The following is a 24427-nucleotide window of genomic DNA, read 5'->3' as shown; positions in this document are numbered from 1 at the left end:
TCTTCCGCCCGCCGGTTCGCCGGCTCTCCTCCACAGGTCCCGGGCCCGCCCACTGGTCGCGATCTATCGCGTTTCGCTAGGCTGGCTCCGTGGACCTCGAAAAGAAGCCCGAACCCGAAAAGCAGCCGCAGCGGTCGGCCGCTCCCGCCGAGCCCGCCCCGGCCTTCGCCGACCCGCGAGGTTCGCTGCGCGCGTCCGACGCGGACCGGGACCGGATCGCGGACATCCTCCGGGACGCCCTGGCCGAGGGCCGGATCGATCCCGAGGAGCACTCGGACCGGATCGACGCGGTCTACCGCGCCAAGACCGTCGGGGAGCTGGAGCCGATCGTCAGCGACCTGCCGAGCACCCGGACCCGCCGGGATTCCCACCCCGTGTACGAGGACGACGCGGCCGACGCCGACGGTGAGGCGGACAGCCTGGTCGCGATCTTCTCCAGCACGACCCGCAAGGGCCGTTGGCGGGTCAGCCGCAGGACGAACGCGTTCGCGCTCTTCGGCAACATCGAGATCGACCTGACCGAGGCGATCTTCGCGCAGCGCGTCACGACGATCAACGCGACGTCGATCTTCGGGAACGTCGAGGTGCGCGTCCCGGAGAACATCAGCCTGCGCGGCAACGGCAGCGGGATCTTCGGCAACTTCGAGGTCGTGACCCTGGAAGGCGTCGACCCGCAGGCTCCGGTCGTCGTCGTCAACGGCTACTCGGTCTTCGGGAACGTCGAGGCGCGCCCCAAGCGCGGCAAGTGGATCACCGACCTCCAGGGCAAGCTGCGCAAACACCTCGGCCACTGACCCGGCCGCCGGGCGTCACCGCCCCGGCCGGCCGGTGACCGGATTTCGCCCACGGGTATCCGCAGAGCGGAACGGGGCGGCACGCAGTGCATAGGCGCGCGCACAGCGGGTAGGGCTGCTGCATCGCCGCTCGCTCGCGAAGCCGTCGTCAGGAGTAGACCGTGCTGCCACTGCCGCATCAGCCCCTCCAGGTCGCCGCCGTGCCCCCTCAGCGCACACCTGCCCGGGAGGACGAGGCCGGTCCCTGGCACGCGGAGGCGGTGTGCCGCCGGGACGAGGCCGGGCTGTTCTTCGCCCCCTCCAAGGAGCCGACCGCCGCGCGGCTCGCGCGCGAGGAGGCGGCCAAGCGGGTCTGCGCCCGCTGTCCCGTGATGGTCGAGTGCCGGGAGCACGCGCTGATCCAGCCCGAGCCGTACGGGGTGTGGGGCGGGCTCACCGCGGCGGAGCGCCGGGTGGTCCTGGCCAGGCGCCGCCGGCGCGAGGTGGAGCTCAGGAAGGCGTCCGCGACGGACGGGCGGATCGCCCAGGCGGGCTGACGGAGCCGCGGCTCCCGTCGCGGCCCGTACGGGAAGGGGCGCCCCCACCGCACATGGGGGCGCCCCTCTTCGTGTGACCCGGCTCAGTTGGCGCGGTCGAAGTCGATCTTGCTGTACGCGCGCAGCTTCGAGAGCCGGTGCGTCGAGTCGATCTGGCGGATCGTGCCGGACTTCGAGCGCATGACCAGGGACTGGGTCGTCGCCGTCTCGGCGCGGTAGCGCACGCCGCGCAGCAGCTCGCCGTCGGTGATGCCGGTCGCGACGAAGAACACGTTGTCGCCGCTGACCAGGTCGTCGGTGGAGAGCACCCGGTCCAGGTCGTGGCCCGCGTCGAGCGCCTTCTGCCGCTCGGCCTCGTCCTTCGGCCACAGCTTGCCCTGGATCACACCGCCGAGGCACTTGATGGCGCAGGCGGAGATGATGCCCTCGGGCGTGCCGCCGACGCCCATGAGCATGTCGACGCCGGTGCCCTCGCGGACGGCCATGATCGAACCGGCGACGTCGCCGTCCGAGATGAACTTGATCCGGGCCCCGGTCTCGCGGATCTCCTTGACGATGCCCTCGTGGCGGGGGCGGTCCAGGATCACGACCGTGATGTCCTCGGGCGAGGAGTTCTTCGCCTTGGCGACCCGGCGGATGTTGACCGAGACGGGGGCGTTGATGTCGACGAAGTCGGCGGCCTCGGGGCCGGTGACCAGCTTGTCCATGTAGAACACCGCGGACGGGTCGAACATGGAGCCGCGGTCGGCGGCGGCCAGGACGGCGATCGCGTTCGGCATGCCCTTGGCGTTGAGCGTGGTGCCGTCGATCGGGTCGACCGCGATGTCGACCTCGGCGCCGGTGCCGTCGCCGACACGCTCGCCGTTGAACAGCATCGGGGCTTCGTCCTTCTCGCCCTCGCCGATGACGACGACGCCGTCCATCGAGACGGTGGAGATCAGCGTCCGCATGGCGTTGACCGCCGCACCGTCCGCGCCGATCTTGTCGCCGCGGCCGACCCAGCGGCCGGCGGCCATGGCGGCCGCCTCGGTGACGCGGACCAGCTCAAGGGCGAGGTTGCGGTCGGGGGCCTCGGGGGAGACGACGAGCTCGGGCGGCAGGTGATGGCTCTCGGTCATCGAAGCGCACCTTTCTGAACAGCGACGGCCGGGAACGGCGACGGCCGGGGAAAACGAGGGTGGTCCGACTCTATCGGTACGTCGACAAAATGAGCAGAGGGGCCCACGTATGAGCACGGCACCCTGATGCGACCATGATGGGCGTGGCAGGTATGCGAGGTAGGCAGACGGTACGAGGGATGTTCCAGTCCCTCGGGGTGATCATGGTCGCTGCGGGAGTGATGTATCTCTTCGTCCCGCACGACGAGAGCGCGGCTCCGGTCCAGGCGAAGGACTACCGCGTCGAGCTCCTGACGGCCCAGCGGGCGGCACCGTATCCGGTGCTGGCGCCCGAGGGCCTCGGGGCGGACTGGAAGGCGACGGTCGTCTCGTACAAGCGGGAGAAGAGCGACGCCTGGCAGCTCGGGTTCCTCTCCCCGGACACGCAGTACGTGGCGGTCCACCAGTCGACGGCGGAGCCGGGCAAGTATGTGCCCGAGGTCACGCACGAGGCGAAGAACACCGGGAGGACCCAGTCGGTGGGCGGCCAGGTGTGGCAGCGCTGGGAGGGGCCGAAGTACGACGCGCTCGTCCGCACGGGGGGCGGCTCGACGACCGTCGTGACCGGCACGGCGTCCTTCGAGCGGCTGGCGGAGATGGCCGGCTCGCTCAAGCCGCACCAGGCCTGACGGGCGCGCGAGACGTACGGGAAGGGCCCCGCACTCGGTGAGTGCGGGGCCCTTTCGCCCGCGTGCGGTCCTGCGGGGTCGTCAGACGGTGGTGACGACGTCCTCGAAGGCGAGGCGCGGGGAGCGCGGGAACCAGGCGTCCTCGCCCGGCTTGCCGATGTTGACGACCATCAGCGGGGTGTGGTCGTCGTCCAGGAACTCCTTCTGGACGCCGGCGAAGTCCAGGCCGGTCATCGGGCCGGCGGCGAGGCCGGCGGCGCGGACGCCGACGATGAAGTACGCGGCCTGGAGGGCGGCGTTCAGCACGGCGGACTGCTCGCGGACCGGGCGCTCCGAGAAGAAGACGTCCTTGGCCTGCGGGAAGTGCGGGAGCAGGGCCGGGAGCTCCTCGTGGAACTCGTTGTCGGCGGAGAGTATCGCGACCAGCGGGGCGGTCGCGGTCTTCGGCCGGTTGCCCTCGGCCATGTGCTTGACCAGGCGCTCGCGGGCCTCGGGGGAGCGGACCAGGGTGATGCGCAGCGGGGTCTGGTTGAAGGCGGTCGGGCCGTACTTCACCAGGTCGTAGATCGCCTGGACCTGCTCGTCGGTCACCGGCTCGTCGGTGAACGTGTTGGCGGTGCGGGCCTCACGGAAGAGGAGGTCCTGGGCGGCGGAGTCAAGGGCGAGAGACATGCTGCGTACCTTCCGAACTGCAAAAGGGGATCGCCCGCAAGGGTTCGAGCGACGTCCTCGACAGTACGCCCATGATTGATGAAAATTCAACTAATCTATCCGGATAGTGATCCGTTTCACTGTGGAGTCTACGTCAGGGCATGCCGGGGCGCCGCCCGGTCCGCCATTCGGGCCGCGGACGGCGGGAACGGCGAGAACGAACGGCTAGAACGAACGGCGGGAATGGCGGAAACGGCGAGAACGAACGGCATGAACGGCACGAACGGCACGAACGGCGCGAACGGCGCGAACGGCACGAACGGCGGTGCCGTGCTCTGGGCGGGGCTACTCCTCCGTGCCCGCCGCCTCCGCCTCCGCGGCCCGCTCCGCCGCCAGGGAGGCGTCGAGACGGGCCCGGGCGCCTTCGAGGCGCCGCCGGCAGACCTTCGCCAGCTCCTCGCCGCGCTCCCAGAGCGCGAGGGACTCCTCCAGGGACGTCCCGCCCGCCTCCAGCCGCCGGACGACCTCGACGAGCTCGTCCCGCGCCTGCTCGTACCCGAGCGCCGCCTCTTCCGCACCGGCTGCCGCCATGTGCTCCACCTCCGTGTGTCCGCTTCTCACTCGATGTCTTCTGCCGCCCGCCGCCCGAGGGGGGCGCTCAGGCCGGGCCGGCCCCGCCTGAGCTCTCGCCCGCGTCCACCCGCCGCACCGCGAACTCGCCCTCGGCGACCCGAGCCCGCAGCTCCTCGCCCTCCGCGACCTCCTCCGGGGAGCGGACGACCGCGCCGTCCGCCCGCTGGAGCACCGCGTACCCCCGCTCCATCGTCGCCGCGGGCGAGAGCGCCCGGACCCGCGCGTGGGTGTGCGACAGCTCGGAGTCGGCCCGGTCCAGGAGGTGCCCCAGCACCCGCCGGCTCCGCGCCAGCAGCGCGTCGACCTCGTCCTCGCGGACCTCGACCATCCGCTGCGGATGCTCCATGACGGGCCGCCCGAGCGCGTGCGCCAGACCGCGCTCCTCGCGCTCCAGCAGCCCCCGCACGGTCCGCAGCGCCCGGTCCCGCAGCCCGCGCACCCGGTCGAGCTCCTCCCCGACGTCCGGCACCACCTTCTTGGCGGCGTCCGTCGGCGTGGAGGCCCGCAGGTCCGCCACCAGGTCGAGGAGGGGCGAGTCCGGCTCGTGCCCGATCGCGGAGACCACCGGCGTACGGCAGTCGGCGACGGTCCGGACGAGCTGCTCGTCCGAGAACGGCAGCAGGTCCTCGACGCTGCCGCCGCCCCGGGCGACGATGATCACGTCCACGTCCTCGTGGGCGTCGAGCTCCTTCACCGCCTGGACGACCTGCGGGACCGCCTTCACGCCCTGCACCGCGACGTTCCGCACCTCGAAGCGGACGGCCGGCCAGCGGCGCCGCGCGTTCTCCAGGACGTCCCGCTCCGCCGCCGAGGCCCGGCCGCAGACGAGCCCGATCAGATGCGGCAGGAACGGCAGGGGCTTCTTCCGGTCGAGCGCGAAGAGCCCCTCGGCCGCCAGGCTCCGCTTCAGCTGCTCCAGGCGGGCGAGCAGCTCGCCGATCCCGACCGGCTTGATCTCCGCGGCGCGCAGCGACAGCTGCCCGCGCGGCGCGTACCACTCGGGCTTGGCGTGCACGACGACCCGGGCGCCCTCGGACACCAGGTCCGCGACCGAGTCGAAGACCTGGCGGTAGCAGGTGACGCCGATGGAGATGTCGTGCGACGGATCCCGCAGCGTCAGGAAGACGACCCCGGCACCGGGCCGCCGCGACAACTGCGTGATCTGCCCCTCGACCCAGATCGCTCCGAGCCGGTCGATCCAGCCCCCGATCAGCCGGGAGACCTCACCGACGGGAAGCGGCGCTTCGGCGGACGTAGTCAGAGCCATGGACCGAGCGTAACGGCGCGGTACGACAACGTGTACGACGACGGCGACGGCGGGGCCTCAGGACCGTGCCGCCGGCGTTCGGGTCGTGCCCTGTACCGCCAGGACGACGAACCCGATCCCGAGCCACACCACACCCACCACCTGCGCGGCGACCGAGGCCTCCACGATCACCGCGACCAGGATCGCCGCGCCGACGACCGGCATGACGACGTGCCTCAGCCAGTGCGGCGGCCCCTCCGCCCTCTGTACCGCGAACCACCCCACCACGCTCGCGTGCAGCAGTACGAAGGCCGTCAGTGCGCCGACGTCCACGACCGACACCAGGTGGTCCAGGCCGTCGTCCCGCCGCGCCGCCCACAGTGCCGCGACCATCGTCACCGTCGCCGACACCAGCAGCGCCACCCGCGGCACGCCCGAGTCCGTCCGGGCGAGGACGTGCGGCAGCCGCCGGTCGCGGCCCATCGCGAAGAGCAGCCGCCCCCCGGCCGCCTGCCCCGCGAGGGCGGCGAACGCCGCGCCGATCGCCTTCGAGACGGCGACCAGGTCGTGCAGCCAGCCGCCGACCGACACCTCCACGGCGTCGTAGAAGGCGGACCCCTGCTTCTCCGGATCGGCGGCGAGCTCGGCCGAGGAGACCGGTTCGAGGAGGGCCACGAGCCAGGTCTGCGCCACGAACAGCGCGCCCGCGAGCACCAGGCAGACCAGTACCGCCCGTGCCACCTTCGCCGAACCGCCCGTGACCTCCTCCGCGAAGGAGGCGATCGCGTCGAAGCCCAGGTACGACAGCACCGCGACCGACACCGCGCCGATGACCGCGGCCAGGGAGAACGACGCGTCACCGGTCAGCGGCGACCACCAGTCGCGCCGCGGCCCGTCCTGGACGAGCACCACCACCGCCGACACGACGAAGACCAGCAGGACGACGATCTCCATCGCGAGCACGGCGAAGCCGACCCGGGCCGCGGCCCGCACGCCCCACAGGTTGAGCAGGGTGGTGACCACCACGGCGATCCCGGTCCACACCCACCGGTCCACCTCCGGGACCAGCGCCTCCATGGCGATGCCCGCGAAGAGGTACGCGACGGCCGGGATCAGCATGTAGTCGAGGAGCGCCATCCAGCCGGCGACGAAGCCGGGCCCCTCGCCGAGGCCCTTGCGGGCGTACGCGAAGACCGAGCCGGCCTGCGGCGCGACCCGCACCATCTGGGCGTAGCTGAAGGCCGTGAAGGCCATGGCGACCGTGGCCACGACGTACACGAGTGCGACGGCCCCGTGGGACTTGGCGTCGAGCGTGCCGAAGACGCCGACGGGGGCCATCGGCGCGATGAAGAGGAGCCCGTAGACGACCAGGTCACGGAAGCCGAGGCTCCGGCGGAGATCCGTGTGTTCCCCGTGCCCCTCGCGCCCAGCCACCCGCGGTTCCTCGGCCATGCGGTCAGTCTCGGCCACGGCACCGATCAAAGCGCTGACCGACGCGGCCTTACGATGGGACGCATGACTGCAACGCCCGCGTCGACGCCCGAGTCCGCCCCCGCGACGAACCGCCCGAAGCGTGTCCTGCTCGCCGCACCCCGCGGCTACTGCGCGGGCGTGGACCGTGCCGTGATCGCGGTGGAGAAGGCCCTGGAGCAGTACGGGGCCCCGATCTACGTGCGCCACGAGATCGTCCACAACAAGTACGTGGTCCAGACGCTGGAGCGGAAGGGCGCGATCTTCGTCGACCAGGCGACCGAGGTGCCGCCGGGCAACATCGTGATGTTCTCCGCGCACGGCGTCGCCCCGACCGTCCACGAGGAGGCCCGCCAGGGCCGGCTCGCGACGATCGACGCGACCTGCCCGCTCGTCACCAAGGTCCACAAGGAAGCCGTCCGCTTCGCCAACGAGGACTTCGACATCCTCCTCATCGGCCACGAGGGCCACGAGGAGGTCATCGGCACCTCCGGCGAGGCCCCCGACCACATCCAGCTGGTCGACGGCCCCGGCGACGTCGCCAAGATCGAGGTCCGCGACCCCTCCCGCGTCGTCTGGCTCTCCCAGACCACGCTCTCGGTCGACGAGACGATGGAGACGGTCGACGCGCTGAAGGAGAAGTTCCCGCAGCTGATCTCCCCGCCGTCCGACGACATCTGCTACGCCACGCAGAACCGCCAGACCGCGATCAAGGAGCTCGCCGGCCAGGCCGAGCTCGTCATCGTCGTCGGCTCGAAGAACTCCTCGAACTCGATCCGCATGGTCGAGGTCGCCAAGCAGGCCGGCGTCCCCGCCGCGTACCTGGTCGACTTCGCGAGCGAGATCGACGAGGCCTGGCTGGAGGGCGTGACCAGCGTCGGCCTCTCCTCCGGCGCCTCCGTCCCGGACGTCCTGGTCCAGGAGGTCCTGGAGTGGCTCGGGGAGCGCGGCTACGCGGACGTCGAGATCGTCAAGACGGCGGACGAGTCCCTGACCTTCTCCCTGCCCAAGGAGCTCCGCAACAAGGACCTGCGGGCCGTGGCGGAGAAGCTCGGCGCGGGTGAGCCCGCGGCCGCCGCCAAGGAGTAACTCCACGCCGGAGCCCTTACCGTGGGTCCATGACCATGAACGTCTTCGGAGTGGACATCGGCGGTTCGGGCATCAAGGGCGCCCCCGTGGACCTGGAGCGCGGAGCGCTCGCCGAGGAGCGCCACAAGGTACTGACCCCGCAGCCCGCCACACCCGACGGTGTGGCGGGCTGCGTCGTGGAGGTCGTGGAGCACTTCGGCTGGACCGGACCGGTGGGGGTGACCTTCCCGGGCGTGGTGACGGGCTCCACGGTCCGTACCGCCGCGAACGTCGACAAGAGCTGGATCGGCGTCGACGCGGGCACCCTGCTGAGCGAGCGGCTCGGCGGCCTCCCGGTGACCGTCCTGAACGACGCGGACGCGGCCGGGGTCGCGGAGATGACCTTCGGCGCGGGCCGGGGCCGCAAGGGCACGGTGATCCTGCTGACGCTGGGTACGGGCATCGGCTCGGCCCTCTTCGTCGACGGCCGCCTCGTGCCGAACACGGAGCTGGGCCATCTGGAGCTGAAGGGGCACGACGCGGAGACCCGGGCCTCGACGAAGGCCCGGGAGGACCACGGCCTCACCTGGGAGCACTGGGCGAAGCGCCGGCTGACGAAGTACCTCGCGCACGTGGAGATGCTGTTCTCGCCGGAGCTGTTCATCATCGGCGGCGGGGTGAGCCGCAAGCCCGAGAAGTTCCTCCCGCTGATCGAGGGCATCCGCGCGGAGATCGTCCCGGCGGAACTCCAGAACAACGCGGGCATCGTCGGCGCAGCGATGACGGCGGCGGGGTCCTGACCCGAGAAACGTCACGAAGCCGGGCGCCGGGCTGACCGCCGCGGTCGACAGGACCGGCGCCCGGCGGCCCGGGCACTGCCTTCCGGGCCGGACGGTGGACCGGGTTCCGCCTCCGGCCCGGGCTCTGCCTCCGGCCCGGGCTCTGCCTCCGGCCCGGGCTCTGCCTCCGGCCCGGGTGGCCCAGGGCTTCCGCACTCGCCCCCGGCCGGTCACCGGCCCGGCCCGGCTCCGTGCCCGGCGATCCGTCTCCGGCCACGGCCGGTCACCCCCTCGGCCCGGTTGCGGCCACGGGGCGAGTTCGCGGCGCCGCGCCGGTGGTCGGGCCGGATGGGGCCTTCGGGGTACGGCGCCCTAGGGCGTGTTGCGAAAGTCCCGCCTGCCCGACGGCGCCTGGCAGGCACGCTCGCCGCGTTGTCGGGATCACCCCGATACATCCAGTATCGGGGTGACCCTCCGCCTTGCGATCGCACGCACCAGACGCCGTCGGGCTCGCCCTTCGGGCGGCCGGCGCTACTTTCGCAACACGCCCTAGGCGACGGGGCGTCGGCCGGAGGTCGAGGGGCGGCCGCCGGCCTTCTCGCCGGTGGCGGGGGCGGTACGGCCTGCGGGGCCGGGCCGGGAGCCGGCCCCGGGCCCCGACCCTGCCGCGGCGCGCTGCTGGCGGCGGCCCATGTCCCGTACCTTGCGGACGCTCGTGATGAGGCCGGCGACGAGGGTGCCGCCGTAGAGCCAGCCGGCGTGCACGGCGAGGGCGGTCACGACGGCCATGGCCTGGCCGCCGAGCCCACCCGTACCGCCCGAGATGGGGACGACCCCGACGGCGAAGGCGATGGGGACGCCGATCGGGGCGGTGACGAGGTCGGCGGTACGGACCCACAGCGCGGTCAGGGCGCTGACCGGCAGGAACAGCAGCCCGAAGACGATCGGGGAGCCGTCGAGGATCAGCCGGTCGAGGAAACCGATCACCAGCATGGCAGCGGCGGCGAACAGCCCGGCGCCGAGCCCGGTGAGCCGGGGCGCGGGGAGCCGCCGCAGGGCGAGGACGACGGGCGCCACGGGCCGGGCGCCCGCGGGCCGCCCGGGACCCCGCCCGGGCACGACGGCGGCCGCGGCCCGCTTCGCGCGCGCGCCCCGCCCGGCCCGGCCGGTGACGCGGTACACGGCCACGCCCTCGACGGCCGCTCCGTCCGCGAGCGCGCCGGGCGGCGTCACGGGCGGTGTGACGGGGTTTTGCGGCCGTCGGCGGCCTTGCGGCTGACTTGTCCTGTGCTGCTCCACACCACCAACGTAGGTCGGAAGGGGCGGGGAACCCGGTCCGAGACACGCCCTTTGGGTGACGATGCGCCCGAGATCGACCGAAGGCCGACGTCACCGGCCGGTTCACCCCGCCCGTAAACTGGGGGATCGGCCCACCATCCACACTTCAGGAAGTCGCCACCGTGTCGCTCACGATCGGAATCGTCGGTCTGCCGAATGTCGGCAAGTCGACCCTGTTCAACGCCCTGACCAAGAACGACGTGCTGGCGGCCAACTACCCGTTCGCCACGATCGAGCCCAACGTCGGAGTCGTCGGTGTCCCCGACGCCCGCCTCACCAAGCTCGCGGAGATCTTCAGCTCCCAGCGCATCCTCCCGGCGACGGTCGACTTCGTCGACATCGCGGGCATCGTGCGCGGCGCGAGCGAGGGCGAGGGCCTGGGCAACAAGTTCCTCGCGAACATCCGCGAGTCGGACGCGATCTGCCAGGTCATCCGCGCCTTCAAGGACGAGAACGTCGTCCACGTCGACGGCAAGGTCTCGCCGAAGGACGACATCGAGACGATCAACACGGAGTTGATCCTCGCGGACCTCCAGACGATCGAGAAGGTCCTGCCGCGCCTCCAGAAGGAGATGCGGATCAAGAAGGACATCGCGCCGAAGGTCGCGGCGGTCGAGGCCGCCCAGGCGATCCTGGAGAAGGGCGACACCCTCTTCTCGCAGGGCATCGTGCAGGGCTCGGAGAAGGCGGAGCCGCTCCACGACCTCCACCTCCTCACCACGAAGCCGTTCCTGTACGTCTTCAACGTCGACGAGGACGAGCTGACGGACGACGCCTTCAAGGCGGAGCAGAGCGCGCTGGTCGCCCCGGCGGAGGCGATCTTCCTCAACGCGAAGCTGGAGCAGGACCTGGCGGAGCTGGACGAGGAGGACGCCATGGAGCTCCTCCAGTCCGTCGGCGCCGAGGAGCCGGGCCTGGCCACCCTCGCCCGCGTCGGCTTCGCGACGCTCGGCCTCCAGACCTACCTGACGGCCGGCCCGAAGGAATCCCGCGCCTGGACGATCAAGCAGGGCGCGACGGCCCCCGAGGCGGCCGGTGTGATCCACACCGACTTCCAGAAGGGCTTCATCAAGGCCGAGGTCATCTCCTTCGCCGACCTCGTCGAGACCGGCTCGGTCGCCGAGGCCCGCGCGAAGGGCAAGGCCCGCATGGAGGGCAAGGAGTACGTGATGCAGGACGGCGACGTGGTGGAGTTCCGCTTCAACGTCTGACGCGCACCGCGCACCGCTCACCGCTCACGGCAGGGGCCGGACTCGGGCGAGTCCGGCCCCTGCCGCATGCCCGCGTCCGCTCGCCCGATCGCTCAGCTCTTCCGGGGCGGGGTGAGCTTGTCGAGGTCCAGGGTGATCTCGAAGGGCACCGGGCGCTGGAGGGCGCCCCGGAAGATTCCGGCGGGGGCGTAGGCGCCCGTGGGTCCGTCGAGCTCGTAGACGTGCACGACGGGCGCCCCGTCCTCGTCCTCGACGCACCAGTAGTGCGGGATGCCGGCCTCCGCGTACTTGCGGAGCTTCACGGTGCGGTCGCGGTGGGCGGACTCGGGGGAGACGACCTCGACGACGAGTCTCACGTTCTCCGGGGCGTACCAGGTGCGGTCGGGGGCGTAGGGCAGGTCCGTCAGCAAGAGGTCCGGCTCGGGGCGGTTGCGGGAATCGAGGCGGATCGTCATCTCCCGTTCGACCTCGAAGCCGGCCGGCGCCTGCGCCATGAGTGTGGTGGTCAGGGCGGTGGCGAGGCGGCGGTGCCAGGCACGCTGGGGCGACATCCTGAAGACGAGTGCTCCGTCGATCAACTCGGTGTGGCGGGGTGCCTCGGGGAGGCGGTCCAGGTCCTCCGCGAACCAGCCCTCCGCGCGTGGCGGATGCATCCAGTCGGGCAGTGCGGGCATGGGGCAACCCTAGGGCGTGTTGCGAAAGTCCCGCCTGCCCGACGGCGCCTGGCACGCACGCTCGCCGCGTTGTCGGGATCACCCCGATACATCCAGTAGCGGGGTGATCCTCCGCCTTGCGATCGCACGCACCAGACGCCGTCCGGCCCGCCCTTCGGGCGGCCGGCGCTACTTTCGCAACACGCCCTAGCCACCTCCACCCCCGCACGTCGGCTGTCGTGCCGCTGATCCGGGTGTCACGGAGTCCGCCGGAGCGGGGTGCATCCGTGGCGGAGGGCCTAGCCTGGGCCGGCGTGGCGTTGGTGGGTGGGCGTGGAGAGAGGGTGCGGCGTGGGCGGTGGTGCGTGGGGGTGGCCCGGGCGGAGTCTGCTCGGGGTGTTGTCCGGGCCCGCGCGGGCCGAACTGCTCGGGCTCGGATCCGAGTTGACGCTCGGGTCCGGGGGAGTGCTCCTCACCGAGGGGGCCACGGACCGGCATCTGTACGTGATCCTCAGCGGGTTCGCGAAGGTCACCGCGACCGTCGAGAACGGGCAGGAGTCGCTGCTCGCCGTCCGGGTCGGCGGTGACAGCGTCGGGGAGATGGCCGCCCTCGACGGCGCCCCCCGGTCCGCCGGGGTCGTGGCCTGCGGGCCCCTGCGGGCGCGTGTGATCGGGCCCGGGGCCCTGCACGGGCTCATGCTGCGGCGGCCCGAGGTCGCGATGGCGCTGACCCGGATCGTCGCCGACCGGCTGCGCTGGGCCAACCGGCGGCGCCTGGAGTTCCGCGGCTACCCGGTCAAGGTGCGCCTCGCCCGTCTCCTGGTGGAGCTCGCCGTGGCGTACGGGCGGCCCGAGGCGGGCGGCGGCCACGTGATCGGCTTCCAGCTCACCCAGCCCGAACTCGCCGCGCTCACCGGCGCGGCCGAGACCACCGTGCACAAGGGGCTGCGCGAGCTCCGCGACGAGGGGCTGCTCGGCACGGGCTACCGGACCACCACCGTGCACGACCTCTCCCGGCTCGCCCGGGTGGCCGAGCTCGCCGAGCCCGTGCTCCCGCCCGCCCCGCCCCGGCCCCGCGGGTCAGTCGAGGAACGGCCGTAGCAGCAGGCACAGTCCCGCGGTCGTGCCCATCACCGCGGTGCACACCACGGCCGCCGTCACGCAGCGGTACTTCCGCAGGGCCACGTCCGAGAGGAACCGGATCATCGCGCGCAGCTGCCGCTCGTCCTCCTCGGACGCCGTCGGCACGAGAGCGGTGAGCGGCGGCGGCTCCGCGGCGGCTGCCAGCCGTACGAAGCTGTAGTCGTTGGGGCCGGTCGGCCGCCAGACGCGCGGCCGGAGCGCCAGCGCGAGCGAGGCCGCGCCGCCGAACAGGCCGCACGCGAAGAGGACCAGCAGCGCCGCCGCCGTCCAGCCGAGCGGGCCGCCGCGCCGCCAGCCGTCGACCGCCGCCTCGCTCCACGCGCCGGCCGTCCCCACGAGCGCCGCCTGCACGGCGGAGAGGATGCCGGCCTTGGCGTCGGCGTGCTGGTGAGCCGTCTGCAGGACGGGCAGCATCGTGTGCGAGGCCGGCACGGACGCGCCCCCGGCGGGGGCGGGCGCCGCGGTGGGCGCGGTGGGTGGGGTGGTAGTCACGGAAACCTCCGACACGGCTCGACCGGACTTCCATTGAGCCGTCGACGCGCCGTGCGGACCAGCCACTTCTACGGGATTGGGCGACTGCACGAGATCCCGTATTTCCACGGGGTGCGGATGCCCGGTTGCGGTGTACGACTGGCAGTGCGACCGGTGCTCCACGGGGGTGGGCAACGGTCCGGGAGCGGCATGCCGCATCGCCTTGTGTCTCGTAACTCCCTTGATTCGCAAGTGAGTTGGACCTGCGGCATGCTGTCCTTCCCGATGTGACGGACGAGGAGGACGGGATGTCCGTAGGTGCGATGGGCGTGTTCGGCAGGCGGCTTCTGCTCGCCGTAGACGCGCGAGGATACGGCAGCGCGGACACCGCGCGACAGCGCGAGATCCAGACAGTTCTGCCCCGGCTTCTCGCCGAGTCGGCCGAGGCGGCCGGGCTCGATCGCGCGTCCTGGGTGCGGCAGCCCGCCGGGGACTCCGAGTTCGCCGTGCTCCCCGCCGGTTCCGACGAACAGGCCCTCGTCGAGCCCTTCATGCGGAGGCTGGACGCCGGTCTCCGCGCCCACAACCGCGACCGGGTGCCCGGCGCGCGCCTCGCGCTGCGCGCCGCCGTGCACTTCGGCACGGCCTCCCCGGCCCCCAACGGCTTCGCCGGCCCCGGGCCCGTCGAGGTCGCCCGGGTCCTGGAGAGCGACCCGCTGCGCCGGGCCCTCGCCGAGGCCCCGGACGCCGCGCTCGCCGTCGCGCTGACCGCGCCGGTCTTCACGGAGCTCGTCGCCCAGGGGTACACCAACTTCCGGCCGGACGAGTTCCGCGAGGTCGTCGTCGAGAAGAAGGAGTACCGGGGGCGGGCCTGGCTGTGGGTGCCGGGGTACGACGTCCACGCCCTGGATCTCGGGGAGGCCGAGTTCGCTTCCCGGAGCGAGTCCCCTGCCCGGAGCGAGTCCCCTGCCCGGGGCGGATCCGAGGCCCGGGGCGGATCCGAGGCCCGGGGCGGATCCGATTCCTCCGGGGAGTCCGGTTCCCGTGAGGGGGCCGGTGCCCGCTCCGAGTCCGGTTCCCGTTCCGGTGCGGACTCCGGTTCCCCCTCTCGTACGGACTCCTCCGCGCCCGCCGCCGGCGACTCCGTCACCACGCATCTGCACGGAACCGTCATCAACGGGAACGTCGTCTTCGGCATCTCCAAGTGACCGGAGCGGAGGGGGAGACGGGGGTGTGCACGTGAGTTCCACGGATCGGCCGACGGAGAGTCACGGAAGCGGGGAGGAGGCGGGCAGGGACATGGTGTCCGGTGATTCCCGGAGGTTGGCCGAGGACGTGGGCGGCGCTGTCGAATCCGGTTCCGGGTACGAGTCCCCCTCGGCCTCCTCGCCCTCGTCCCCTTCACTCTCAGGAGTGAACTCCGCATCCGGATCAGGGTCTGGTTCCGGATCTGGTTCCGGGTCTCGTTCCGAGTCCGGTTCCAGCTCCGGTTCCGGTGACAGCGACTACCGCGTCTACAACAACTTCTACGGCCCCCAGTACCACGGCCGCGCCCACTTCGGCATCGCCACCGCCGCCGAGCGGCCCGGGCGGGCCCGCGCCACCGGGCTCCTCGAAGGCGACGAGATCGACGCCCTGCTCCGCTCGTACATCCGCCCCGACTGCTTCGACGGCGCGGCCCGCGAGCTCTCCCGTACCGGCGTCGTCGTCCTGACCGGCCCCCAGGGCACGGGCAAGCGCTCCGGCGCGGTCGCCCTGCTCCGGGAGACCGTCGGGCCCTCCGCCGACTACGTCGTCCTCTCACCCGACATCGGCCTCGACCAGCTCGCGGAGCGCACCTTCGACGAGGGCGTCGGCTACGTCGTCCTCGACCGCACCGGGACCGCCGGGACCTCCGGAGGCGCCGCCGGACCGTCCTCGGACTTCGACTGGCGGCGGGTGCGCGACCAGCTGCGCCACCATCGCGCCCACCTCGTGATCACCACCGTGCACGACGTGTCCGGTCGCCCGCCGGAGGCCGTACGCCATCTGCGGTGGCGGCCCCCGGCCCTGGACAAGGTCGTCCGGGCCCGGCTCGTCATGGCCCGTACCCCGCAGGAGACCCTCGACCGCGCCCTCGCCGGCATCCCGCCCCGCTGCCCCATCGCGGTCGTCGCCGACGCGGCGCAGCGGATCGCCGCCGGTGCCGACCCCGACCAGGTGTGGAAGGAGCACAGCGGCAGCGCGCCGCAGGCCGTCCAGGAGTGGTTCGACGCCGAGGAGGAACGGAGCCTGCGCGAGATCGCCGAGGTCACCACCCTCGCCTTCGCCACCGGCATCGGCCGGCGCGCCTTCGAATCGCTCCAGGACCTCCTGGAACGGCTCCTCGAACCGGTCTACTTCACGCCCGAGGACAGCCGGGCCCCCGGCGACGCCCAGGCCCCCGACACCACGGGGCAGACCGTCGCACCCGACGGCCCCGACCCCCGGCCGCGCCGCCGCGCCCGCCCGGTGGACCGGCGCCGCTCCCTCGCCCGCAACGCCCTCATCAGCACCGAGATGCAGGTCTACGGCGCGACCACCCGCGAGGTCATGGTCTTCGCCGACGCCGAGCTGCGCCGCTGGGTGCTCCAGGCGCTGTGGCGCGATCACCCCACCGAGTACTGGGACGCGGTCCGCACCTGGCTGGCGGCGGTCGTCCGCGCCGACCCCGACCCCGTCCTCCAGAACTCCATCGCCTCCGGGCTCACGCTCCTCGGGCACACCGCCTTCGACGAGGTCGTGCAGAGCTACCTCGACCCCTGGGCGCGCGGCGAGAGCGGCGAGACCGGGCAGGCCCTCGCCGTGTACGTCCTCTGGTACATGTGCCTGGAGGAGTCCCAGGCGGCGCCCGCCCTCACGCTCGCCCGCACCTGGGCGCAGTCCGCCCACCCCACCCTGCGCGGGACCGCGCTCATCGCCTTCAGCGGCCAGCTCGGCGTCACCTTCCCGACCGACGCGGTGAAGTGGATCTGGGCGGTGCTCCGCAGCGGCGTCCTCGCCGAGCGGGCGGAGCGCGTGGTCGGGCTGCAGGCCTGGGCGCAGCTGTTCCTGACGCTCGTCGACTGCCAGGAGGACGCCGGCATCGTCCTCGACGCCCTGGCGCACCGGATCAGGAAGGAACAGCGCACCCGGTCCGCCGCCTACTCGGCCACCGGCCTCCTCGTCCTGGAGACCACCCTGTGGGTCTTCACCGCCACCGAGCGGCTCTCCGGCCGCCCCGCCGTCGCGCGGTACGTCGCCGACCGCACCGAGGAGGCGGACGTCGTCGCCGAGTTGTGGGCGGCGATCCTCTGCTACCGGCCGCTGCGCCGTAACGCCCTGTCCGCCCTGCTCGTCACGGCCCGCGCCCTGCCCGCCGTGACCTCCGACCCCACCGCGGCGGCCGCGCGACTCGGTCGCGCCCTCGCCGCCGCGCTCCCGCAGGTCGAACACCGCTTGCTGACAGGCGAGCTGGACCGACTCGCGATCTCCCGTCCCACTCGCGCCACGGGTCCCGACTGCGTCGCGATCCTGCTCGGCGCGCTGAACAGTGCGAAGGACACCCAGCCACGATGACCACGATCCGCAGGTCCTATCCGCTGGTCGAGGAGCGGGTGCTCGCCCCCGCTCCCCGCACCGGCCGCCGCTTCTGGAACCAGCCGTCCCGCTCCGCCGACGAGCTGCCCCGCGTCTCCGCCCACCAGGTCCTCGTCTACCGCACCGGCGACCAGTACCTCACCGACCACGGGGTCCGCGGGCCCGGCGACGAGGCCGTCCTGAGCGCCGGTTCGGTGACGGTCGTCGACTGCCGGACCGACGTGGCCGTCACCGTCGGCACCGACGTACCGTCCGCCGACACCGACGGCTTCACCCTCCAGGTCGCCTTCCGCTGCACGGTCACCGACCCGGTCGCCGTCGTCCGCGAGGGCCTCACCGACGTGGAGTCCCGGCTGCTCGGCTACCTCCGGTCGCTGCCCGGACTCACCGACGTCACCCAGGAATGGCCGCTCGAAGAGGGCAAGGAGGTGTCCCGTCGGCTGACCGCGCGCCTCATCGCGTACCTGGAGATGCAGCCGCCGCGGATCGCCGGGCTCTCCGTCGGCGACCCGTACCTGACGGTGCTCACCCCGGAGGAGTTCGCCGCCCAGCAGCGCCAGGCCGAGGCGGAGCGGCGCGAGCACGAGCAGGACCGCGTGAAGGAGGCGGTGCGCCGGGAGCGCGAGCGCATGGAGCACGAGCGCGAGAAGGACCGGGAGCGGATGGAGGCCGAGCGCAGGACGATCGAGATGCGCCACCAGCAGGAACTGGAGGACATCAGGCGGTCGTACTCCCACAAGGCCGCGGCCGAGGACCAGCACTACACCCAGAACATCAAGCGCAAGGACAACGAGTTCGACCGCACCGAGGCGCTCAAGGACCTCGACGACTTCGGCACCGACGCGGCCCACACGGACATCCTCGCGCGGCGCAGGGGCGAGATCGGTTACTCCGAACTGTCCGAGCGGCAGCGCGAGACCGAGCGGCAGCGGCGCGAGTGGCAGCGCGAGGACGAGGACCGGCACTGGGAGAACGCCGAGCGGCGGCGGCTCGCCGAGCGGGACGACGTCCGGTACAGCTGGGAGCGCGAGGACCGGCACCGTGAGGTCGACCGCCAGGACCAGCGCGCCGCGCTCGACGCCGCCCGGGAGGAGCAGCGCGAGGAGCGGGCCGCGGAGCGCGAGGAGCGGCAGCGGCGGCACGCGGAGCAGCGCGAGGACGTGCTCGCCGAGCGGGCCGAGCGGCGGCACCGGGCCGACCGGCGCGACAACATCAACCAGGAGCTGGGCCGCCAGATGATCAACCGCGGCCTCCTCGACAACGCCCCGCTCGACGCCCGTGCCTTCGTCGAGCGCCTCAGCTCCGGACAGGACCCGGTCGACCAGGACCAGCCGGCCGCCGCGCAGGTGACCGGCTCGGGTGACGCCCCGCAACTGGAGGAGGGCGCGGAGGCCTCGCACGCGAGGAAGCCGTACGGGAAGGGCGAGTACGGGACGGGGGAGTACGGGCGGGGGAGCGACGCGCGCCGTCAGGACCGGCCCGACGATCCGTACCGGGGCGACCGGGACGGCGAGGGGTACGGCGCAGGCGGATACGGCGGCGGCGGGTACGACCGTGCCGGCCGGACCGGCCGTGACAGCGGCGGCCGCGCCGACCGGGGACGGGACCGGGACCGTGAGTTCGACAGGGACCGTGACCGGGAGTTCGACCGGAGCCGGGAGTTCGACAGGGACCGGGACGTCGACCGGAGCCGGGACCTCGACAAGGACCGGGACTTCGACCGGGGGTTCGACAGGGACGCCGACGCCGACCGCGCCGCGGCCGGCCCCGTGATCGCCGACGACGACCTGGGTGAAGCGGGGAGGGAGGAGCGTGGCCGCTGACACCCCCGTACGCCCGCCCGAGGAGAGCTACGCCGACTGGGCGGCCGAGACCGGGCCCGCCCGCCACGTCCGGAACCGCCGCAGCCCCGCCGCGCTGCTGCGCCGCCTGATCGGCATACGCGAGGAGATCCTCGACCGTGAGCCGGCCGAGCGCGCCCGCTACACCTGGTACGGCGCCATCGTCCTCAACACCGCGCTGCTCGGCGGTGCCTCCATGACGATGGCGATCAGCACGATCCGCGAGGGCACGCCGGTCGCGGTGGCGGTCCTCGTCGGCCTCGTCTGGGCGTGGATCGTGCTCGCCCTGGACAGCTGGCTGGTCTCCAGCACCCACGGCTACACCGGCGGACGCGCGGTCCGCATGCTGGTGCCCCGGCTGTTCCTCTCGATCGTGCTCGGGCTCACCATCGCCGAGCCGCTCCTCTTCCAGATCTTCGACCGCGAGATACGCCAGGAGATGGCCGTCTCCAGGGAGCGCGACCTCCTGGACTTCCGGGGCGGCCTCACCGCCTGCAACCCCCTCGACGGCAAGGACACCACCGGCCGCGCGGAGTGCGACCGCTTCCACCTCACCGTGCAGGGCGCGCCGGCCTCGATCAAGGAGGACATCGCCGACAACACCGCCGCCGTCGGCCGCCTCGACGTGCAGATCAAGAACTCCAACGACGCCCTCGACACGAAGCTCGGCGTCGAGCGCCGCGAATGCGCCAGGAACCGGTGGATCTGGCGCGGCAACGGCTGGGACACCACCGAGACCTGCGAGCGGGCCCGCGCCGACACCAGCGCGTACAAGCGGACGAGCAAGGTCGCCGAGTACGAGGTGAAGCGCGCCGAACTCGTCGCCCGCGGCAATGTCCTCGCCGACCGGCTGGTCGCGACCGGCACCGCCTACCGGGCGGACGTCAAGAAGGCCATCGACGCCAAGGTCGCCGAGCGGAAGGAGTCGCAGCAGCACGACGGACTGCTGCTGCGCGCCGACGCCCTGTCCACGGTGGCCTGGTCCGACGGTTTCGCGCTCTTCATGATGTTCCTGCTGCACGCCGTGCTGCTCCTGGTCGACGCGATGCCCGTGCTCGCCAAGCTGATGAGCGGCCCGTCCGAGTACGACCGCAGGATCGGCGAGCGGCGCGAGGCCAACCAGCGCATCCACCTGGAGGACCAGGACGTGCAGCGCCAGGTCGCCGCCATCGACCACGAGGTCCGGCGCTACGCGGCGGAGGTCCGGGCCGAGGAGGACAAGGCCCGGCTGGGCCACGCCCGCTACCAGGCGCGCGCCGAGCACGCCCGCAGGGTCCGCGAGGAACTCGACGCCCGCACGGCCCGGCTCCTCGGCGACTGACACCGCACGAACACCACACGACGCGCGACCCCGGGGCGCCGCCCGGGGTCCGCCGTCCGCGCGGATCCGGACGGCGGGGACGGATCCGGACGGCGAGGGCGACTTCGGGAACTCCACCGCGCGGTCGTCCCTCTTACCCCACGTATCCTCGTCTGCTGGGAATCGGGGGCCGGGGGACAAGGATCGCGGAGGTAGAAGGTGGAGTTCCGGCTGCTCGGATCCGTTGCGCTGGTGACGGAGGACGGCGACGTAGCCCTGGGCCCCGCCAAGCGGTCCAGTCTGCTCGCCATGCTCCTGCTCCGGCCCAACGGCGCCGTGAACGTGACGCAGCTGATCGACGCCCTGTGGGAGGACGAGCCGCCCACGCACGCCAAGACCGTCCTCCAGGGGCACGTCTCGCGGCTGCGGGCGCTGCTCGCCGAGCACGGGGCGGAGGGGTACGGGGTCGAGCTCGCCACCCAGGGCTCCGCGTACGTGCTGCGCATGCCGGAGTCGCTCGTCGACGCCCACCGCTTCGAGGAGCTCGTCGCGCTCGCCGGGGTGCAGCGCCATCCCGGTGACGCCGTGCGGATGCTGCGCGAGGCCCTCTCGTACTGGCAGGGGCCCGCGCTCACCGGGACCGTGCACAGCCGGCCCCTGGAGGCGGCGGCCGGGGGTCTCGAAGAGCTGCGGCTGGCCTCCGTGGAGGCCCTGGCCGCGGCGTACGGGGCGCTCGGCGAGCACGGCCGGGCCGCCGCCGTGCTCCGTACCGAGGCCGTCGCCCACCCCCTGCGCGAGTCCCTCGCCGCCGCGCTGATGCTGGCCCTCGGCCGCGCGGGGCGCCAGTCGGACGCCATCGACTGGTACCACCGCACGCGCCGGCTGCTCGCGGAGGAGCTCGGCGTGGACCCCGGCGAGGCGCTCGCCGAGGCGTACGCGACGCTCCTGCGCTCCGCCGAGCCCGCCGCGCGCGTCCCCCGCCCGGCCCTCCCGGTCGAGGCGTCCGTCCCGTTCGCGGCGCCGGAGCAGCTGCCGCGCGCGCCGCGCGGCTTCACCGGCCGGGGCGCCGAGCTGGCCGACCTCGACCGGGCCGTCGGCGGGGTCGTCGCGCCCCTCTGCCTCGTCACCGGACCCGCGGGCGTCGGCAAGTCGGCCTTCGCCGTCCACTGGGCGTACGAGCGCCGCGCCGCCTTCCCCGACGGTCGACTTTTCGCCGATCTGCGCGGCTTCAGCGACACCCCGGCGCCCGAGACGGCCGCCGTCCTCCGCGAGTTCCTGCTCGCCCTCGGCGTCCCGGCGCTCCGGATACCGGAGGCCGCCGACGCGCGGGGCGCGCTCTTCCGCTCCCTCACCGCCGGCCGCCGCCTCCTCGTCGTCCTCGACAACGCGCGCTCCTCCGAGCAGGTCCGGCCGCTGCTCCCGGGCGGCGACCTGTGCGCGACGGTCGTCACCAGCCGCGACCGGCTCAGCGGTCTCATCGCCTCCGACGCCGCCCGGCCCGTGCCGCTCGGGCACCTGCCGCCCGCCGCCTCGTCCGCCCTCCTCGCCACCGTGCTCGGCGAGGCCCGGGTCGCCGCCGAACCCGCCGCCGCCGAGCGGCTCGCCGGACTCTGCGACGGGCTGCCCCTCGCGCTGCGCGTCACGGCGGCCCGGCTCGCCGAACGCCCGCAGTGGACGCTCGACGCGATGGTCGGCGAACTCGCCGACGAGCAGGTGCGGCTGACCCTCCTCGACGTCGAGGACGTCGGGGTCTCCGCCGCGCTGCGCCTCACCGTGCAGCAGCTGCCCGACTCCGCGGCCCGGATGTTCCGGGCGCTCGGCCTGCACACCGGCTCCGACCTGGACCGCTTCGCGGCCGGCGCGCTCGCCGGCACCTCCCCGGCGCACGCCTCCGTCGATCTGGACCGGCTCGCCGCCGCCCACCTCCTCACCGAGGCCGTGCCCGGCCGCTGGACCCCGCACGACCTCGTACGCCTCTACGCCCGCCGCGTCGCCCCCGACGCCGACCCCGAGGGCCTGCCCCGACTCCTCGACCACTACCTCTTCACCGGGCTCGCCGCCGACGCCGCCGCCGAACCGGGCTCCCAGCCCTGCTACTCGCTGCCCTCTGACGCCCGACGGCCCGCCGCCACCCTGGAGTTCGAGGACCGGGCGGCGGCCCTGGACTGGTACGCGGCCGAACGCCCCGCCCTGGAGGGCGCCGTGGCCGCCGCCGCCGCGCTCGGCCTCCACGACCGGGGCTGGCGGCTCGCCCTCGTGATGTGGCCGCTGATGCTCATGCGGATCGGGGACGGCTGGACGCCGCTCCTGGAGGCCGGACTCGCCTGCGCCGAGCACGAGGGCAACCTCGACGCGCAGTCGCGGACCCGGGCGCTCCTCGGGTGGGTGCTGCACGAGGAAGGGCGGAACGCCGAGGCGCTCGTCCACCTGGAGAAGGCGCCGATCCTCGCCGCCCGGGCCGGGGACACGGTCAGCGAGGCCATCGCGTACGTCAACTACGCCGCCGTCCTGGACGCGACCGGGGAGCACGAGCGGGCCGGCCTGCTCATGGTCCACGCGGTGTCGCTCGCCGACCGCGCCGCCCACCCGTCCACCCAGGTCCTGACCCTCCAGCACCTGGCGTCGCACTGCCTGAAGGCCGGGGAGTACGACGAGGCCCTCGCGCACACCGTTCGCGCGGGGGAACTGGTGACACCCGACGCGGTGGTCGTCCAGGCCCAGCTGCAGATCGTCCGGGGCGAGGCGCTGGCCGGTGTGGGGCGCCTCGACGAGGCGGCTGACCAGCTGAAAAGGGCCATCGCCGCGGCCGACGCGGCCGGGTTCACCGAGGGTTCCGTGCGGGCGGCGGAGAAGCTTTCGCGGCTGTCAGCGGATCGTTAGCGGCACGCAAGCGGAACGGCAGCGCCGGGCCGGAAGCTGGACGCATCACGCAGTACGGACGTACCGCGTCGACCGACAGCTTCACGGGGGAGAACCACCATGCGGACCACCAAGCGCGCCCACCACAAGGCCACCGTCCTGGCCGCCGCGGCCGTCACCGCCCTCTCGCTGGGCCTGACCGCCTGCGGCGGCGACACCGGCACCGGCGCCAAGGACGCGGGCAGCGCCGCCGCGAGCAGCTCGCCGTCGCAGCCGCAGAAGGACGCGGGCACCGCGGACCAGGGCACGGGCGACGACACGGCGGGCGCGGCTGGCGGTGCCACGGCCGGCGGCTCCACCTCCGAGGGCGTGACCGAGGCCTCCACCACCGGCGGCAAGGCCTCCACCACCGGAGGCAAGGGCTCCACCGGCGGCAGGACCACGGCCAAGGCCTCCGCCGGGACCGAGGCCGGCGCCTCCAGCTCCGCCAAGGCCCCGGCCTGCGCCCACGGCGACGTCAGCATCACCGCGGCGAAGGCGGACGAGGTCCCGACCGAGCACATCACCCTCACCGCCACCAACACCTCCGGCCGCTCCTGCACCCTCCTCCGGTACCCGCTGATCGCCTTCGGCGACATCCAGACGGCCAAGGACGTCCCGGCCGTCGCGAAGAGCAGGCCGGCCGCCCCGGTCGTCCTGAAGCCGGGCGCCCCGGCCTACGCCAACGTGCGGGTCGCGCTCGGCGGCGCCCACGAGGGCAACAAGGTCGTGAAGAGCTTCAACGTGAACCTCTTCGCCGCCGACGGCCCGGCCGAGGGCAGCATCGTCGTCAAGGCCCCCGCGGGCGGCCTCGCGGTCGACGAGGCCGCTGCGAAGACGGGCTACTGGACGCCCGAGCTCCGCAACGGCGCCGACGAGTTCTGACGGCGGAGCCCAGGGAGCTCTCCCCAGGGTGCTTCTCCCCGGGAGTACTCCTCAGCGAGCACTCCTCAGGGGGTGTCTAGGGCGTGTTGCGAAAGTCCGCGGGCCCGCCCTGCGGGCGGCCGGCGCT

Annotated in this window: 21 protein-coding genes; 13 read left to right on the top strand and 8 right to left on the bottom strand. The window is 73.2% G+C overall.

The window, feature by feature from the left end; genetic code table 11:
- The first annotated feature begins 89 nt into the window (after positions 1-89).
- Positions 90-794 carry a DUF1707 domain-containing protein gene (locus ACF08F_RS30525; protein ID WP_392301754.1) on the top strand — a complete coding sequence of 235 codons (705 nt, stop codon included), beginning with the start codon at positions 90-92 and terminating at the stop codon, positions 792-794.
- 161 nt (positions 795-955) lie between these two features.
- On the top strand, positions 956-1330 hold the full coding sequence (locus tag ACF08F_RS30520; protein WP_376402237.1) for a WhiB family transcriptional regulator: 375 nt from the start codon (positions 956-958) through the stop codon (positions 1328-1330).
- Between the two features lie 83 nt (positions 1331-1413).
- Here the strand turns inward: ACF08F_RS30520 and glpX are convergent, their stop codons facing one another.
- Entirely contained in the window at positions 1414-2448 is a 1035-nt protein-coding gene (glpX, locus tag ACF08F_RS30515) for a class II fructose-bisphosphatase (protein WP_392301753.1), read from the bottom strand.
- A gap of 134 nt (positions 2449-2582) precedes the next feature.
- Here glpX and ACF08F_RS30510 point away from each other — a divergent pair, with 134 nt between their 5' ends.
- On the top strand, positions 2583-3116 hold the full coding sequence (locus tag ACF08F_RS30510) for a DUF4245 domain-containing protein (protein WP_392301752.1): 534 nt from the start codon (positions 2583-2585) through the stop codon (positions 3114-3116).
- A gap of 81 nt (positions 3117-3197) precedes the next feature.
- Here ACF08F_RS30510 and ACF08F_RS30505 read toward each other — a convergent pair whose 3' ends face one another.
- The 4 genes from ACF08F_RS30505 to ACF08F_RS30490 form a co-directional block, all read right to left on the bottom strand.
- Positions 3198-3788: a malonic semialdehyde reductase gene (locus tag ACF08F_RS30505; RefSeq protein ID WP_392301751.1), complete on the bottom strand. Its 591-nt coding sequence runs from the start codon at positions 3786-3788 to the stop codon at positions 3198-3200.
- A 324-nt stretch (positions 3789-4112) separates the two neighbouring features.
- Positions 4113-4358 (bottom strand): exodeoxyribonuclease VII small subunit, encoded by a 246-nt coding sequence (locus ACF08F_RS30500; protein WP_392301750.1) that lies wholly within the window; start codon positions 4356-4358, stop codon positions 4113-4115.
- A 67-nt stretch (positions 4359-4425) separates the two neighbouring features.
- Positions 4426-5667, bottom strand: coding sequence for an exodeoxyribonuclease VII large subunit (gene xseA / locus ACF08F_RS30495; RefSeq protein WP_392301749.1), 1242 nt, complete (start codon positions 5665-5667; stop codon positions 4426-4428).
- A 57-nt stretch (positions 5668-5724) separates the two neighbouring features.
- Entirely contained in the window at positions 5725-7098 is a 1374-nt protein-coding gene (locus tag ACF08F_RS30490; RefSeq protein WP_392301748.1) for an APC family permease, read from the bottom strand.
- Positions 7099-7152: 54 nt separating this feature from the next.
- Here ACF08F_RS30490 and ACF08F_RS30485 point away from each other — a divergent pair, with 54 nt between their 5' ends.
- Positions 7153-8205 (top strand): 4-hydroxy-3-methylbut-2-enyl diphosphate reductase, encoded by a 1053-nt coding sequence (locus ACF08F_RS30485; protein WP_392301747.1) that lies wholly within the window; start codon positions 7153-7155, stop codon positions 8203-8205.
- Positions 8206-8240: 35 nt separating this feature from the next.
- Positions 8241-8984 (top strand): polyphosphate--glucose phosphotransferase, encoded by a 744-nt coding sequence (ppgK, locus tag ACF08F_RS30480; protein ID WP_392301855.1) that lies wholly within the window; start codon positions 8241-8243, stop codon positions 8982-8984.
- A gap of 528 nt (positions 8985-9512) precedes the next feature.
- On the opposite strand, the gene ACF08F_RS30475 is transcribed toward ppgK, so the two are convergent.
- Positions 9513-10082 carry a DUF6542 domain-containing protein gene (locus tag ACF08F_RS30475; protein WP_392301854.1) on the bottom strand — a complete coding sequence of 190 codons (570 nt, stop codon included), beginning with the start codon at positions 10080-10082 and terminating at the stop codon, positions 9513-9515.
- 341 nt (positions 10083-10423) lie between these two features.
- Here ACF08F_RS30475 and ychF point away from each other — a divergent pair, with 341 nt between their 5' ends.
- Entirely contained in the window at positions 10424-11512 is a 1089-nt protein-coding gene (gene ychF / locus ACF08F_RS30470; RefSeq protein WP_392301746.1) for a redox-regulated ATPase YchF, read from the top strand.
- A 92-nt stretch (positions 11513-11604) separates the two neighbouring features.
- Here ychF and ACF08F_RS30465 read toward each other — a convergent pair whose 3' ends face one another.
- Entirely contained in the window at positions 11605-12186 is a 582-nt protein-coding gene (locus ACF08F_RS30465) for a Uma2 family endonuclease (RefSeq protein ID WP_392301745.1), read from the bottom strand.
- Positions 12187-12561: 375 nt separating this feature from the next.
- Here ACF08F_RS30465 and ACF08F_RS30460 point away from each other — a divergent pair, with 375 nt between their 5' ends.
- Complete coding sequence (locus tag ACF08F_RS30460) at positions 12562-13266, top strand: Crp/Fnr family transcriptional regulator (RefSeq protein ID WP_392301744.1); 705 nt, start codon at positions 12562-12564, stop codon at positions 13264-13266.
- On the opposite strand, the gene ACF08F_RS30455 is transcribed toward ACF08F_RS30460, so the two are convergent.
- Positions 13246-13800 carry a Pycsar system effector family protein gene (locus ACF08F_RS30455; protein ID WP_392301743.1) on the bottom strand — a complete coding sequence of 185 codons (555 nt, stop codon included), beginning with the start codon at positions 13798-13800 and terminating at the stop codon, positions 13246-13248. The two genes, ACF08F_RS30460 and ACF08F_RS30455, sit on opposite strands and share 21 nt — an antisense overlap.
- A gap of 287 nt (positions 13801-14087) precedes the next feature.
- Between ACF08F_RS30455 and ACF08F_RS30450 the strand changes: the two genes are divergently transcribed.
- From ACF08F_RS30450 to ACF08F_RS30425, 6 genes are all read left to right on the top strand, one after another.
- Positions 14088-14987, top strand: a complete 900-nt coding sequence (locus ACF08F_RS30450) for a hypothetical protein (protein ID WP_392301742.1) — start codon at positions 14088-14090, stop codon at positions 14985-14987.
- Positions 14988-15192: 205 nt separating this feature from the next.
- On the top strand, positions 15193-17355 hold the full coding sequence (locus ACF08F_RS30445) for a hypothetical protein (RefSeq protein ID WP_392301741.1): 2163 nt from the start codon (positions 15193-15195) through the stop codon (positions 17353-17355).
- Positions 17352-19199, top strand: coding sequence for a hypothetical protein (locus tag ACF08F_RS30440; protein WP_392301740.1), 1848 nt, complete (start codon positions 17352-17354; stop codon positions 19197-19199). The genes ACF08F_RS30445 and ACF08F_RS30440 overlap by 4 nt, the downstream gene beginning before the upstream one ends.
- The gene (locus ACF08F_RS30435) at positions 19189-20538 is read left to right on the top strand and encodes a DUF4407 domain-containing protein (RefSeq protein ID WP_392301739.1); all 1350 of its coding nucleotides are present in this window, start codon (positions 19189-19191) and stop codon (positions 20536-20538) included. The genes ACF08F_RS30440 and ACF08F_RS30435 overlap by 11 nt, the downstream gene beginning before the upstream one ends.
- A gap of 198 nt (positions 20539-20736) precedes the next feature.
- A complete protein-coding gene (locus tag ACF08F_RS30430) occupies positions 20737-23397 on the top strand; it encodes a BTAD domain-containing putative transcriptional regulator (protein ID WP_392301738.1) in 2661 nt (886 codons plus the stop codon).
- 99 nt (positions 23398-23496) lie between these two features.
- Positions 23497-24300 (top strand): DUF4232 domain-containing protein, encoded by an 804-nt coding sequence (locus ACF08F_RS30425; protein ID WP_392301737.1) that lies wholly within the window; start codon positions 23497-23499, stop codon positions 24298-24300.
- The last annotated feature ends 127 nt before the right edge of the window (positions 24301-24427 follow it).

Source organism: Streptomyces sp. NPDC015130, from assembly GCF_043080005.1.
Taxonomy (GTDB): domain Bacteria; phylum Actinomycetota; class Actinomycetes; order Streptomycetales; family Streptomycetaceae; genus Streptomyces.
Note: the sequence above shows the minus strand (reverse complement) of the source record. Positions and strands in the feature narration are given on the sequence as shown.

Bases quoted from the DNA above. Each gene is read 5' to 3' on its own strand.
- ACF08F_RS30450 (WP_392301742.1), top strand. From the start codon at position 14,088: ATGTCCGTAGGTGCGATGGGCGTGTTCGGCAGGCGGCTTCTGCTCGCC.
- ACF08F_RS30505 (WP_392301751.1), bottom strand. From the start codon at position 3,788: ATGTCTCTCGCCCTTGACTCCGCCGCCCAGGACCTCCTCTTCCGTGAG.
- ACF08F_RS30510 (WP_392301752.1), top strand. From the start codon at position 2,583: ATGATGGGCGTGGCAGGTATGCGAGGTAGGCAGACGGTACGAGGGATG.
- ACF08F_RS30485 (WP_392301747.1), top strand. From the start codon at position 7,153: ATGGGACGCATGACTGCAACGCCCGCGTCGACGCCCGAGTCCGCCCCC.
- ACF08F_RS30425 (WP_392301737.1), top strand. From the start codon at position 23,497: ATGCGGACCACCAAGCGCGCCCACCACAAGGCCACCGTCCTGGCCGCC.
- xseA (WP_392301749.1), bottom strand. From the start codon at position 5,667: ATGGCTCTGACTACGTCCGCCGAAGCGCCGCTTCCCGTCGGTGAGGTC.
- ACF08F_RS30490 (WP_392301748.1), bottom strand. From the start codon at position 7,098: ATGGCCGAGGAACCGCGGGTGGCTGGGCGCGAGGGGCACGGGGAACAC.
- glpX (WP_392301753.1), bottom strand. From the start codon at position 2,448: ATGACCGAGAGCCATCACCTGCCGCCCGAGCTCGTCGTCTCCCCCGAG.
- ACF08F_RS30440 (WP_392301740.1), top strand. From the start codon at position 17,352: ATGACCACGATCCGCAGGTCCTATCCGCTGGTCGAGGAGCGGGTGCTC.
- ACF08F_RS30465 (WP_392301745.1), bottom strand. From the start codon at position 12,186: ATGCCCGCACTGCCCGACTGGATGCATCCGCCACGCGCGGAGGGCTGG.
- ACF08F_RS30500 (WP_392301750.1), bottom strand. From the start codon at position 4,358: ATGGCGGCAGCCGGTGCGGAAGAGGCGGCGCTCGGGTACGAGCAGGCG.
- ppgK (WP_392301855.1), top strand. From the start codon at position 8,241: ATGAACGTCTTCGGAGTGGACATCGGCGGTTCGGGCATCAAGGGCGCC.